The 13876-nt window shown below is 22.9% G+C and carries 17 protein-coding genes; 15 read left to right on the forward strand and 2 right to left on the reverse strand.

The annotated features are described in order from the left end of the window. Positions 1–39: 39 nt before the first annotated feature. Positions 40–390, reverse strand: a complete 351-nt coding sequence (locus ACI2WJ_RS06255) for a beta propeller repeat protein (protein WP_338956959.1) — start codon at positions 388–390, stop codon at positions 40–42. 25 nt (positions 391–415) lie between these two features. Between ACI2WJ_RS06255 and ACI2WJ_RS06260 the strand changes: the two genes are divergently transcribed. The 14 genes from ACI2WJ_RS06260 to ACI2WJ_RS06325 all read left to right on the forward strand — a co-directional run bounded on the left by ACI2WJ_RS06260 (position 416) and on the right by ACI2WJ_RS06325 (position 12122). Then, positions 416–913: an ATP-binding cassette domain-containing protein gene (locus ACI2WJ_RS06260; RefSeq protein WP_400255168.1), complete on the forward strand. Its 498-nt coding sequence runs from the start codon at positions 416–418 to the stop codon at positions 911–913. 96 nt (positions 914–1009) lie between these two features. Then, positions 1010–1321, forward strand: a complete 312-nt coding sequence (locus ACI2WJ_RS06265; protein WP_400255169.1) for a hypothetical protein — start codon at positions 1010–1012, stop codon at positions 1319–1321. A gap of 46 nt (positions 1322–1367) precedes the next feature. After that, positions 1368–1838 carry an rRNA maturation RNase YbeY gene (ybeY, locus tag ACI2WJ_RS06270; RefSeq protein WP_400255170.1) on the forward strand — a complete coding sequence of 157 codons (471 nt, stop codon included), beginning with the start codon at positions 1368–1370 and terminating at the stop codon, positions 1836–1838. Between the two features lie 11 nt (positions 1839–1849). After that, positions 1850–2281 (forward strand): cytidine deaminase, encoded by a 432-nt coding sequence (gene cdd / locus ACI2WJ_RS06275; RefSeq protein WP_400255171.1) that lies wholly within the window; start codon positions 1850–1852, stop codon positions 2279–2281. Positions 2282–2284: 3 nt separating this feature from the next. Further along, a complete protein-coding gene (gene era / locus ACI2WJ_RS06280) occupies positions 2285–3181 on the forward strand; it encodes a GTPase Era (protein WP_252320259.1) in 897 nt (298 codons plus the stop codon). 3 nt (positions 3182–3184) lie between these two features. Next, entirely contained in the window at positions 3185–3877 is a 693-nt protein-coding gene (locus tag ACI2WJ_RS06285) for a DNA repair protein RecO (protein ID WP_400255172.1), read from the forward strand. A 164-nt stretch (positions 3878–4041) separates the two neighbouring features. Further along, a complete protein-coding gene (locus tag ACI2WJ_RS06290) occupies positions 4042–5457 on the forward strand; it encodes a glycine--tRNA ligase (RefSeq protein ID WP_400255173.1) in 1416 nt (471 codons plus the stop codon). A gap of 16 nt (positions 5458–5473) precedes the next feature. Continuing rightward, positions 5474–7249 (forward strand): DNA primase, encoded by a 1776-nt coding sequence (gene dnaG, locus ACI2WJ_RS06295; RefSeq protein ID WP_400255174.1) that lies wholly within the window; start codon positions 5474–5476, stop codon positions 7247–7249. A gap of 32 nt (positions 7250–7281) precedes the next feature. After that, positions 7282–8634 carry a sigma-70 family RNA polymerase sigma factor gene (locus tag ACI2WJ_RS06300; protein WP_400255175.1) on the forward strand — a complete coding sequence of 451 codons (1353 nt, stop codon included), beginning with the start codon at positions 7282–7284 and terminating at the stop codon, positions 8632–8634. 8 nt (positions 8635–8642) lie between these two features. Then, complete coding sequence (locus tag ACI2WJ_RS06305; RefSeq protein WP_400255176.1) at positions 8643–9419, forward strand: Nif3-like dinuclear metal center hexameric protein; 777 nt, start codon at positions 8643–8645, stop codon at positions 9417–9419. Between the two features lie 67 nt (positions 9420–9486). Then, positions 9487–9768 carry a hypothetical protein gene (locus ACI2WJ_RS06310; RefSeq protein ID WP_338979794.1) on the forward strand — a complete coding sequence of 94 codons (282 nt, stop codon included), beginning with the start codon at positions 9487–9489 and terminating at the stop codon, positions 9766–9768. Then, positions 9758–10372, forward strand: a complete 615-nt coding sequence (radC, locus tag ACI2WJ_RS06315; protein WP_400255177.1) for a RadC family protein — start codon at positions 9758–9760, stop codon at positions 10370–10372. Before ACI2WJ_RS06310 ends, radC begins: the two co-directional genes overlap by 11 nt. Positions 10373–10589: 217 nt before the next feature. Then, the gene (locus tag ACI2WJ_RS06320) at positions 10590–11189 is read left to right on the forward strand and encodes a LemA family protein (protein WP_400255178.1); all 600 of its coding nucleotides are present in this window, start codon (positions 10590–10592) and stop codon (positions 11187–11189) included. Positions 11190–11441: 252 nt separating this feature from the next. Next, positions 11442–12122 (forward strand): hypothetical protein, encoded by a 681-nt coding sequence (locus ACI2WJ_RS06325; protein ID WP_400255179.1) that lies wholly within the window; start codon positions 11442–11444, stop codon positions 12120–12122. Between the two features lie 71 nt (positions 12123–12193). Here ACI2WJ_RS06325 and ACI2WJ_RS06330 read toward each other — a convergent pair whose 3' ends face one another. After that, positions 12194–12682, reverse strand: a complete 489-nt coding sequence (locus tag ACI2WJ_RS06330) for a hypothetical protein (protein ID WP_400255180.1) — start codon at positions 12680–12682, stop codon at positions 12194–12196. Positions 12683–13086: 404 nt separating this feature from the next. Here ACI2WJ_RS06330 and rpsB point away from each other — a divergent pair, with 404 nt between their 5' ends. Next, positions 13087–13863, forward strand: coding sequence for a 30S ribosomal protein S2 (rpsB, locus tag ACI2WJ_RS06335; RefSeq protein WP_400255181.1), 777 nt, complete (start codon positions 13087–13089; stop codon positions 13861–13863). Positions 13864–13876 lie beyond the last annotated feature (13 nt).

Below are 13876 nucleotides of genomic sequence, written 5' to 3' on the forward strand. Positions count from 1 at the left end.
TTGCAAAAATAATAGTAATAATAAAAATATCTAATTTACTTAATCTGAAAAATAAACACCATTACTACTTCCAATATATATTTTTTTAGTTGCACAATTGAATATTAATTTTTTAATACTAATATTAACTTTAAATTGAAGTTTATCAAAGGTTGATGATCCATAACTTTTTCAAAGATTACCAGTATTATCACCAACATATATACAGTTATCATTATTAATGACAATAGATGTTAAACAATTTGATAATGGATGTAATTGAAATCTAAAAAAAGAATTCTTATTATTATCTTTTTTTCAAACTTGCCCTGACATCTCAGTAGCATAAACATTACCTAAATTATCAAATGTTAAATCAGTAATTTTACTACCAGTAGTAAGAAGTTCCACAAATTTTTGATCACCACTGAAATATGTGCCTTTTAAAGGTAAAATTTTAATTAATAATGAAATTGGATTAGATAATATTTCATATGAATTTTGACAAAAAAAATGTATTTATTTACATTCAAATTCTATTATTCATAACGGTACAGTTTTAGAAAATATTTTATCATTTAATATTACAAAAGAAAAATTAATAAATTTTCAAAAATTAGGATTTAATGATCTCTTGGGCAGTTTAGGTTTAACAACATTTTATTATTGTCAAGAATATGGGGCTAATCTTAGTCAAGGTCAAAAACAAATAATTATTTTCTTAAGTTTATTTTTTTATGATTGAAAAGTAATTTTATTAGATGAAATTTTGAGTAACATCAATAATGATTTAATAATAAAGTTAATAACTTTATTATTAAATCATTATAAAAAAATAATTATTATTTATGCAGGTCATGATTTAACACTAGTAAAATTATTTAAAAATGTAATTGATTTAAATAATTATAAAAGTATAGATGGTAATGAATAATGATTTTTTTTAGAAAAAGTACTTATTTATTAGGAAGTAGTTCAATTTTTCTTTTTTTAGGACTCTTATTAGGTTTAAAAATTATCAATATTCCTCATGTTTGTTTATGCTGTTAATGGTCAAACTATTTTTATAAGTGAGACAAGATATGAAAATAAGGGACACTTTGCTTATTTATTAGATTTTAAAAGAGAAGAATGTTTAAAGTTTAATAGTTTTAATCAAATTACTATTTTTTTCTCTATTAATAAATGTTATTTAACAATTTTTTTTCCAAAATGAAATGATAATAATCAACTTTTAATTGAAGAAAACATTAATTCTAATACATATTTAAATCAAATGGTATTAATAATTATTGGTAAAGAAAGTTTGTTAACATTTATTTGAAATAATATTACAACATAAATGTAAATATTGATATAATTTAATCAAAAAGAAGTTAGGTAGATAAATGCCAACAAAAATTAATATTGTAAATATTTACAATGATCATAACTATGACATTAAAAATTTTAATATTTTATCAGAAAATATTTTAAATGCAGTAGCTATTAAGTTAAAACAGAAAATTACATGGTGTATTGCTGTTATTTTTAATGACGAACAGACTAGTATTGAATTAAATAAAATGTATCGTCATAAAGATTATGTTCCTGATGTTTTATCATTTGGAAATAATGATGATGATTTTCCAAATATTAATATTGATATTAGAGATTTAGGCGATGTTTATATTTGTTATTCAAAGGCAGTAGCGCAAGCACAAGAATATGGTCATAGTTTAATTAGAGAATTATCATTTCTTTTTATTCATGGATTACTTCATACATTAGGATATGATCATCAAAATAGCGTAGAAGAAAAGGTTATGTTTGATTTACAAGATGAAATTTTAAATATTCTTGGTATTACTAGAAAATAAGGAGTGGTATAATGGAACAAGATATAGATTTATTAGTATTATTGAAAAAAGCAAAAGTAATACAAAAAAATGCTTATGCGCCTTATTCTTTATTTAGAGTTGCTGCAATAGTAATTTTGAAAAATAGTAAAGAAGTGTTAGGAGTAAATGTTGAAAATGCTGCATACTCAGTAGGTATTTGTGCTGAAAGAGCAGCTTTGTCACAAGTTATTGCTCAAGGTTATAAAGAAGATATTATTAGTCTATTTTTAATTACTGATAGTGAAACGGTTGGTTCTCCTTGTGGTATGTGTCGTCAATTTATGATTGAAATTATGCCAGAAACATGCCCTGTTTATATTAGTAATAAAAATGAAAATAATGATACTAAAACAATTTGTAAAATATTAGTAAAAGACTTATTACCTTTAGCGTTTAAACCAAGTTCATTGAAAGGGAATTAATTTATGACTAATAATTTTAAATCAGGTTTTGTTAGTTTTATTGGTAGAAGTAATGTTGGAAAATCAACTTTATTAAATACCATTCTTCAAGAAAAAAAGGCAATTGTGTCTAATAAACCACAAACAACCAGAAATCAAATTCAAGGTATTTATAATAGTGATGATATGCAAATCATATTTTTTGATACTCCCGGCATTCATAAACATAATAACCAACTTGGACGAATGATGAATCGCGATGCTAACCGTGCCACTAAAGAAACTAACATTATTTGTTTATTAGCGCCATGTAATGAATACATTGGAAATAGCGATAAACATATTATTAAATTATTATCAGAAAGGGTAAATACAACTATTCTACTTTTATTAACTAAGGTTGATTTAGTAACAAAAGAAAAATTAATGGATAAAATTAATGAGTGAAAAGATTTATTACCATTTAAAGAAATAATTCCAATTTCTGCTATAAAAGAAATGAACTTAGATATATTATTGAAAAAACTATATGAGTATTTACCAATTGGTGAAAAGAATTATTTAATTGAAAATAACGATGATGTTTCAGATAATACTTTAATTAAGGAAATTATTCGTGAAAAAATTTTAAATTTAACAGAAGAAGAAATTCCTTATAGTGTAGCAGTATTAATTGAAAGTATTAATTATAATCCAAATACTAATATTACTGATATTAATGCTGTTATTGTTGTTGAACGCGACTCACAAAAAGGAATTATTATTGGTAAAGGAGGTAGTATGATTAAAGAAATTGGAATAAGAGCTAGAACAGATTTAGAAAGTATTTTTGATTCTCATATTATATTAAAAACTTTTGTAAAAGTAATACCTGATTGAAGAAATAATCCTAGAAAATTAAAAGAGTTAGGTTATAGTTAAAATATGTTTAATATTGATACTGGTTTGATTTTAAACATTAACTACATTAAATCAATAAATAATGTTACCATTTTAACATCAAATTATGGTGTTAAAATAGTTTCTTTACCAGAAATAAAAATCAATTTAAATAAATATAGTCTTTTAGATTGTTGAATTTTTATTTTTAATCAAAATTATGATTGTTCAAACTTATGTATAACATATAAAAAAATAAAAAGTTTTAATAGTTTTATAAATGAAAAAAGTTATCAATTGATTAAAAGTTTTAACAAGATAATTATTAATTATTTAGAAAAAATTAGTATTAATAAAAATATCTTTTCTTTTTTATTTAATTTATATGAACAGTTAATGATAAATAGTAACTTTAAGAAAGTTTATGTTTTTTTCTTATTTCATAGTTTAATATTTCAAGGAATTCAGTTTAACTTTACTAATTGTATTAATTGTAATCAAATAACTAATTTGTATTTAATTAATTATGATTTGGGTGGTATTTTTTGTAAAAATTGTTCTTTAGAATTAGCTATAATTAATTTTGACATTGTTTTGTTTAAAAAAATATATCAACTTTATTTATTAAATTATCAAGATATTAATAAATGAAAAGTTGAAAAAGAAGAACTTAATAAAATTCTTAATATTTTAGAAAACCACTGTCAAAAATATAATAATAAATTAATAATTACATAAATATTTTAATAATTAGTTGTTATATTGTTTTTGATAATATATAACACTTATAATAGGTTGACAAAACCTATCTATGAACATATTATTAACAAGATTATTCTTTTTAGAGATTTTATGTATTATTTAAGATATTTAAGAAAATTTTTATGATTAATGGAGGGGCAATGATTAATAAAATTATCAATGATAAGTCAATGAAGGAAATAATTACTCATTTAAAAGAAAATGGTTTTATTTTTCAAGGATCAGAAATTTATTCAGGTCTTGCTAATAGTTGAGATTATGGTCCGCTTGGTGTAGCACTTAAAAATAATATTAAGAAAAGTTGATGAGTTTTTTTTGTCGAAAAAAATCCATACAATGTTGGGTTAGATAGTTCAATTATTATGAAATCTAAAGTTTGAGAAGCTTCAGGGCATTTGAGTAATTTTAGTGATCCATTAATTGATTGTAAAAAATGTAAGTCTCGATTTCGAGTTGATAATTTAATTAATCATTATTTTCCTAGTATTAATTGTGATAATTGAAGTAATGAAAAATTAGAAACATATATTAATCAAAATCATATTAAATGTATTAAATGCAATAATGAAGATTGAACTAAAGTTAGACAATTTCAATTAATGTTTGAAACATATCAAGGTGTTTTAAAAGAAGATAAAAATAAAATTTATTTAAGACCTGAAACTGCACAAGGAATATTTATAAATTTTAATAATGTAAGAAATAGTTGTAATAAAAAAGTACCATTTGGTATTGGTCAAATTGGTAAAAGTTTTAGAAATGAGATAACTCCTGGTAATTTTATTTTTCGTACTAGAGAATTTGAACAAATGGAATTAGAATTTTTCTTTATTCCAAAGGATAAAAATGATAACACTTGATTTAATTATTGAGTTGATCAATGTAAAGAATTTCTCTCTCTAGTAGGTTTATTGAATTCAAAAAATATAAAATTTAAAAATCATGAACAAAATCAACTAGCACATTATGCATTAGCAACTACTGATATTGAATATAATTTTCCTTTTGGTATGAGTGAATTATGTGGTATAGCTAATCGTGGGAATTATGATTTAACAAAACATAGTGAGAATTCTGGTGTAAATTTTGAAATTCAAGATCCTAATGTTACAGTAAAAAGAATGGTTATTCCTTCAGTTATTGAACCTTCAATTGGTGTTGAAAGGCTTTTATTAGCTTTAGTTTGTGAAGCATTTACAAAAGAAGTTTTAAAAGACGATAAAGAACGGTTAGTGTTAAAATTAAATAAGAGTATTTGCCCTTATCAAGTAGCTGTTATGTCTTTAAATAAAACAAAATTGGGTAAAGAGGCATATGAAATTTTTGAAATGTTAAATAAAACACAATTAAGAGTAATTTATGAAGCATCATCAAGTGTTGGTAAATCTTATCGTTATCAAGATGGTATTGGTACTATGTATTGTGTAACAATTGATTATGACACAAAAACTAAAGGTACTGTTACAATTAGAGATCGTGATACTACAAATCAAGTTATAGTTAAAGTTGATCAACTTAAAGAAAATTTATATGACAAATTAGACATTATTTGTTAGAATTGTGTGAAAAAATATGGATATCGAGTTTAATAAAAAAATTAATGAAGTTAAAGCAAAAATTAATATTGTTGAAGTTATGGGTAAATATTTAAATTTGATCCGTAAAGGCAATAATTTTTGAGCTATCTGTCCTTTTCACGAAGACTCTACTCCTTCATTATCAATTTCACAAGAAAAACAAATTTATAAATGTTTTTCTTGTGGTGAACAAGGAAACGTTTTTATTTTTTTACAAAAATATAAAAATATTAATTTTATTAATGCTCTTAAAGAAGCAGCAGATAATGCTAATTTAAATTTAAAAGAGTTTGATATTAATTTATCTGAATTTAATGTTGAAACTAAAAAAAATCCACTAAAAATTTTAAATAATATTACAATGAATTTTTTTAGTTATCAGTTACTAACTGATATTGGTCAAGAAGCAATGAAATATTTACAAAATCGTAATATTACTACTGAAAATATTAAATATTTTAATATTGGTTATGCACCTATTAATAATGAATTAATAGATTATCTTAATGCACAAGGTTATAAAGATAATATTGAATTTGTAAAATTAGGACTTATGAAAATTAATAATAAGGATCAACTTCTTCCTACCTTTTCAAATCGAATTATGTTTGCTATTAAAGATGAAGATGGAGATTGTGTTGGTTTTTCTGCAAGAAATTATAATAGAGAAGATAAAAGTTATAAATATATTAATAGTCCAGAAACAGATTTTTTTAAGAAAAGTAAAATTTTATATAACTTTAATAATGTTAAAAATTATATTAAAAAAAATGAAGTTATTTATTTGACTGAAGGTTTTATGGATGTTATTGCTCTAAATAATCAAAATATTAAAAATGTTGTTGCTTTAATGGGAACAAATTTAACAAAAGAACATATTTTACTTTTAAAAAAAATTACTATTAATATTATTATTTTTTTAGATGGTGATTTACCAGGAAAAATAGCATCTTTAAAAATAGCTAGTGTTTTATTATCAAATAATTTTAAAGTACAAATTATCAATAATGATACTAAATTTGATCCTGATGAATTAATAAATAAATTTCCTCAAAAATTTTATGAAATAATAAAAAAAACCATTCATCCTTTTGAATTTGCAATTAATTTATCATTAACTAAATATAACATTAAAAAAGATAGTTATGAACTTAATGAATTTTTAAAATCATTAGTTCCAATTTGAACAAAAATCAATGATGTTATTACTAAAAAGTTTTACTTAAATATGTTAGCAAAAATAACTAATTTATCCACTGAAGACTTAATACAAATTTTAAATATTGATAATAATTTAGTAACTACAACTTTTAGTATCAAAAATAAATCTAAAATAGAAGTAAAAAATATTTTTTTTGAAGCACAAGAACAACTTATTTTTTTAGTAATGTTATCAAAAAATGTTTATTTAATTTTAGAAAAAGAAAAATTTATTTTTCCAAATCAAGATTTTATGAATTTATACTTTTTAATTAGTCAAAAATATCAAAATAATCAAATAGAAGCAATTAATTTTGATTTAATTTTAGAAGAACTTAAAGGTAATTCACTTTTAAATATTTTAGAAAAACTTCTTGATAAGTATAAAAATAAAAAGTTTGATTTAAAACCTCAAATTATTAATGATTACTTAAAAATTATTAATAATCAACTAATTGATTATGAAATAAAAATGATCAATGATAAATTGAAATCTGAAAAAAATATTGAAAAACAAATATTGTTATTAAAAGAAATATCAGTATTAAAAAATAAAATAAAGAAAAAATAAGTATGATGATAAATTAAGGATAAGGTGAAAATATGGCTGTTATACAACAAAAAACAAAATTGAAAAAACTTTTAACTTTAGAGGAAGTAGAAAATAATTTAATTAAAAAATTAGAAAAGAGTCAAACAAAAGAATTAAAACAAGAAGATGTCATTAAAGAGTTTGCACATTTAAAATTAGATGATGATACGATTGAGGAAATTTTTGATCGGTTAGAAAAAGAAGGAGTAGTCTTTACTGATATTTTGATGGATGAAGTTGAAGATGATGCTAATTTTACCGATATTGATGATGAACAATTACCTGATGATTTAGATATTGATATTTTAGTTAGTGATTTGAATTTTAAAAATACAATGGGGATCTCTAATGATACAAGAAGAAAAGATGGAATTAAGTCTTATTTTAATATTTTGGGAACGAGTCAAATATTGAGTCAAGGTGAGGAAATTAAATATGCTAAAATGTTAGAATCAAAAGATGTTGAGGAAAGAACATATGGTCGTGAGCAATTAATTAAATCAAATTTAAAATTAGTAGTTTCTGTTGCTAGAAAACATTTAAATCGTGGTTTAGATTTTGCTGATTTAATTGAAGAAGGTAATATTGGTCTTATTAAAGCAGTTGATAAATTTGATTATCGCCGTGGTTTTAAATTTTCAACTTATGCTACTTGATGAATTAGACAATCAATTACACGAAGTTTAGCTGATCAAGGTAAAATGGTTCGTGTACCTGTTCATATGGTTGAAAGAATTAATAAATTAACAAGAATTGAAAGAAACTTAACACAAGAATTAGGTCGTGATCCTACTCATGAGGAAATTGCCAATAAAATGGGACAAAACATGACAGCCGATCGTGTTCGTGAAATTAAAAAACTTGCTATTGAACCAGTATCTTTAGAAAAACCAATTGGTGAAGAAGATGATACACATTTTGGTGATTTTATTAAAGATAAAAATATGCTATCTCCCGATGAATATGCTGAAAGACATTGATTAAGAGAACAATTGGATCGTGTTTTTGCTGAAGTATTAACAAAACGAGAAGAAAAAGTTATTAGAATGCGTTTTGGAATTTTACCAACAAAATTAAGAAGATTATTAGAACTTTGTGAAGATGAAAAAGAAATTACTGAATTAAAAACAGTAGTTAATAATTTACAGTTACACTATGATACTAGTTTAGATAAAACAGAATTGTTAAGTGATAAGGTTGTTCATCGTCATATTACTAAGTACGATTCTCCAAAAACTCTAGAAGAAGTTGGTAAAGAATTTATTGTTACAAGAGAAAGAATTAGACAAATAGAAGCAAAGGCAATTAGAAAATTAAAACATCCGTCTAAATCTAAACATATTAAAGAATTTTATAAAGGATAATAGTTAAAATGTTAACTATCAATAATATAATTAATGTTTTAGAAACATATTTTCCTTTAAAAGATGTTTGTGAATGAGATTTTTCAGGAATACAAATTAAATCAAAAACAAAGACCAATATTAATAAAATTTTAGTTTGTTTGGATGTTACTAATGAAGTTTTAACTGAGGCCATTAATAATAATATTGATTTAATAATTTCTCATCATCCATTAATTTTTGCCAAAGATATTAATCAATCTAATATTTCAAATTGAAAAAAAGAATTATATAGTAAAATACTAATAGCAGATATTAATGTATATTCATTACATACTAATTTTGATATATCATTAGTAGGTATGAATATGTTGATGGCTAAAGAATTAAAAATTAAAAATATTCATTTTATTAATGAAGAAAAGTTGGCAATAGTTGGTAAATTTGATAGACAAATGCCATTAAAAGAATTGATTAATAACTTAAAAAAATATTTTAATGTTGCAAATATACAATTGGTTAATAATAAATTGAGTGATAACAATATAGTGACTGTTGCTTTATCTGCTGGTGCTGGTGGTGATATTATTAGTAATTTATCTAACAATATTGATTTATTAATTACTGGAGAAATGAAATGAAACTATATTATGGAAGCTAAAGATAGAAAAATTAATGTTATTTTGGTTGGTCATTATATGGAGCAAAAATTTGTTGATTTTCTTTTTCAATTACTTATTGAAAAATTATCAACAAAAGTTAAAGTTTTTAAATATAATCTAGAAAATCCTATTACTTTTTTTTAAACTTATAAAATTTAAAAAGGAAAAAACTATTTTTTAAATAAAAATAAGTTTTAGGGGGTTGATAAATATGATTTTAGAAGATTTAGAACCAATGACTGATCAAGAGTGTCAGGCAGTTAGTGGTGGTTTTGCTCAATTTTTAATGGGTGCCATGTTAGCAGGGATAGCAATTCCTGTTATTAAAAATTTATGAAATAGTGTTTCAGGAAGTATTAAGTTACCAGGTGGTATTGAAAGTAAATGAGATAGTTCTAAAGATGAAAGTAAAGATTTAACAAAAATTAAAGATGAATTTAATAAATTTCAAGAAAAATTAACACATTTAATACCGCCTTTTTATGAATTTTAAAGAACTTAATAATACAAAAAAACCAAGAGAAAAAGCCATTAAATATGGCTTTGACGCTCTTAGTGATAATGAATTATTAGCAATTATTTTGCGAACAGGAACTAAAGAAAAAAATGTATTATTTTTAGCGCAAGAAATAATTACTAATTTTAATGGTCTTGAAAATTTAAATAAAGTAACTATTAAATCTTTGATGAGTATTAAAGGTATTGGTGTTAGTAAGGCTTTAGAAATTTTAAGTTGTTTAGAAATAGTAAAAAGAATAAGAACTATTGAAAGTCAAAAAAAATATTTTAAAATTATTATTCCTGAAGATGTTTTTAATTTAGTTAATGCATATTATCAAAATTTAACGCAAGAACATTTTTATTTATTATTATTAAATAATCAAAATAAATTAATTCATCAAAATTTATTATATAAGGGTACTAATGATACTATGAAAATTGATGTTAAAGATATGTTGCATCTGGCACTTATTCATAAATCAAGTAAAGTAATTTGTATTCATAATCATCCTAGTGGTAATAGTGAACCCTCACTATCTGATTTATATATCACCGAAGAAATTAAAAAAATTTTCAGGTTTTTAATATTACCTTAGTTGATCATATTATTATTGGCAAAGGTAATTATTTTAGTATAAATTTAAATAAAAAATATTATAAGTTTAAATAAAAACCTAAAAAAATACATTACTTAAATTTAAAAATATAGTAAAATTATTATGGTTTAGTGTGTAAATAATATTTAACTTACCAAGAATGGACTAGTTATTAAACAAAGTTTGTTATTAGATATTGATAAGAAAGGAGAAAATTATGTCAACAATTAAACCAAGCAATGAATCATTTACTGCCCAACCGTCACTATTTGGAAAAATTATGGTTTATTTATCTTTTGTTTTAATATTTCCAATAATTTTATTTATTGTTTCTCGTAATAATTTTCTAAGATTACAACAATCAATTGAAGAAACTTCTTCTGATATTGATGTGCAATTAAAGCGTCGTTTTGATTTATTAACAAAATTAGTAGATGCTACTAAAGGTTATATGAAATTTGAAAAAAGTACATTAACAGATGTTGTATCTTTACGAAGTGGAAAAATGGAAACAATGAGTGATCTTTCAAAAGCAGATAGTGGACTTAATGCAGCTTTTGGAAAATTTAATGCTTTATTAGAAAATTATCCTGATTTAAAAGCAAATACTACTGTTTTACAATTACAATCAGGTGCCAAAGATTGTGAAGATAATATTGCTGCTGCTAGAAGATTTTATAATGCTAATGTTAAGGTGTTCAATAGTAAAATTAAAACCTTTCCAAGTAATGTTGTAGCATCAACATTAAATTTAGTTTCAAAAGATTACTTTCTTGCATCAGATAGCGATCGTCAAGATATTAAAATTGATTTATAAAATTAAATTTATTTTTGAAAATATATTTAAATTAGTTATTTACCCCTTTCTTTAGACAAATAAATTGTTTTGAATAAACATTTATGATTTGTTTAAAGAAAGGGTATTTTATTTAAAATTAAAATTTATATTAATTAGATTTAATTCTTTTATTATTTATTTCATTTTTTATTTAAGAAAAATTATATTTTGGTATAATCTAACTCATTAAGTAAGTTCTTAATAAATACAAATGCTAATTCACTAGTTAAATTGAGTATTGATATTAATGCAACTAGTAAATTAGCATCATGAAAATCTGAACAATTAGCAATTACTGCGACAGCTTTATTAAAAGGTAATACTGGTGAGCAAAAAGCTAAGTCAAATGATGCTGCGAATTTTTTAGTTAATGTTTTAAAAATTGAAGCAAAAACCGGTGAAGGTGAAAACAGAATATTTGAGGTTAAAAAAACAAATGAAATTAGTATCAATGTTCAATCATATTCACCTGCAATTTCTAAGAAGGCAGGTAATGCTGATTATGTAGTTACTGATGGAACACTAATTTTTAATTTTCAAAAAAATGATAAATCATTAGGTGATAATTTCTCATTAGATATTTTGGGTCAATCAGATCAAGGATTAGTTACATCAATTTTACCAACTACAATATCAAATGCTAATTTTGAATCTATTCCTGGATTTGTAGCTGGGGAACCAAAATCAAAATTTCCAGTTGGTACAGATTTAACACAATATTTTAAAACTACTGAACTTGAAGGTAAAACAGTAAAAAGTATTGCTGACCTTATTAAACAAGGTGCTTTAAAAATTAAAGTTAGTGAAGCTGCAGAAGGTACAGGAAATTTTGTTAAAGGAAATACCATAAAAGTAAAAATATCAATTGGTGATATTCAATTTGCTACTGAAGAGACTTTATTTATATCTTAATTATTAAAATTAATAAATATAACAAAGAAGAGTGAAATTTCACTCTTCTTTTTATATAGTTATATTTAATTTTATTTAAATGGAGAACTAAAAGGATTACTATTTTGTTTTCTATCTCAATGAGAACTTCCAGCATCTTGATTACTTTTATTTTTCATTTCTTCATTTCATTGTCTAACTTGTTTTTTAGGGCTTCACATTGAATGTGTAGAAGGTGGAGCATAATAAACAGTTCTTATGTTTTGTGCTATTTTACTTTTACTTGCTTTTATTTCTTTATCATATAAAACATCACTAGAACAAATGCCAGCATTTGTTGTTCCTTTAGTCTTTGTTTCTATGGCAAATCTATTTCTTAATCTTTGATCTATTTCTAAATTAGTTATCTCATTTCTATTAGCATAGTTGTGCTTTTTTAATTGTTGTTCAGTAAGTTTCACAAATGATTCTGTAACTCCACATATTGTTTGTTCTTTTAGTACAGTTTCTTTTAATCTATTTTGTTGATTTTGCAAATGATATTTAAGTTGTTGTCTTTCTTGAGTTTTAGATTTAAACATTTTTCTTTCATCTTCCCTTTTAAATATAAAAAAACTATTTACTTTTAAAATTAAAGTAATTAGTTTAAAAAAACTTAATATTAAGTTTTTAGTATTTTATATCATAAATGAATATTTTATATGTGTAATTTACTTTTTATTTTTATAATATATTGTGTGTTTTTATTGGTATTATTTTTTTAAGAAAACTAAAAAATATTTTTATAATATAGTTTATTAAAATACAATTCTATTTTTATGTTTAAAAATAATTTGTTTAAAATATAAAAAATATGCTACAATATACAGGCTTAATTTAATGAAAATAAGCAACACATTTGTGAATTCATTGCCTAGTGCTTTTTAATTAAAAAGTGGCCAATGTTAGAAATAAATGGAAGAAAAACAAATTAGAAGGAGACAATATGTCAGTTGTAACACGTGAACAACTCCTTGAAGCGGGAGTTCAGTTTGGTCACCAAACTAAAAGATGAGATCCAAAGATGCGTAAATATATTTTTGGTCAAAGAAATGGTATTCATATTATTGATTTACAAAAATCAATGTGTAAATTAGATGAAGCTTGTCACTTTGTTAAAGAAACTAGTGAAAATGGTGGAAAAGTTTTATTTGTAGGTACAAAAAAACAAGCCAAAGAAGCTGTGCAAGAACTTGCAATTAGTTGTAATTCACCTTATGTAACAGAACGTTGATTAGGTGGTAATTTAACTAATTTTAAAACTATTAAATCAAGTATTAAAAAGTTAATTGATATTGAAAATAAAAAAAAAAGTGGAGAAATTAAACTTTTAACAAAAAAAGAGCAAATGCTAGTAATTAAAGAAAAAGCACGTTTAGAACGTAATCTTGGTGGTATTAGAAATATGTATAAATTACCAGAAGCTATTTTTGTTACTGATACTATTACTAATAAAATTGCTGTCGAAGAAGCAGTTAAACTTGGTATCAAAATTATTGCGATTTGTGATAGTAATTCAAATCCAGATAATATTGATTATATTATTCCTGGTAATGATGATGCTACAAAATCAATTACTTTAATTACAAAGAAAATTGCTGAAGCTATTAATGAAGGACAAAGTGTAAAACCAGTTATTGATAAAAAAGAAATAGTAGTAGAAGAAACTATTAGTCTTGATGAAAATAAAACTGAAAATGTAATTGAAAAAAATAAAGAATAAAGGAGAATAGTTT

This window comes from Spiroplasma endosymbiont of Cleonymus obscurus, assembly GCF_964273375.1.
Classification (GTDB): Bacteria; Bacillota_I; Bacilli_A; order Mycoplasmatales; family VBWQ01; genus Spiroplasma_E.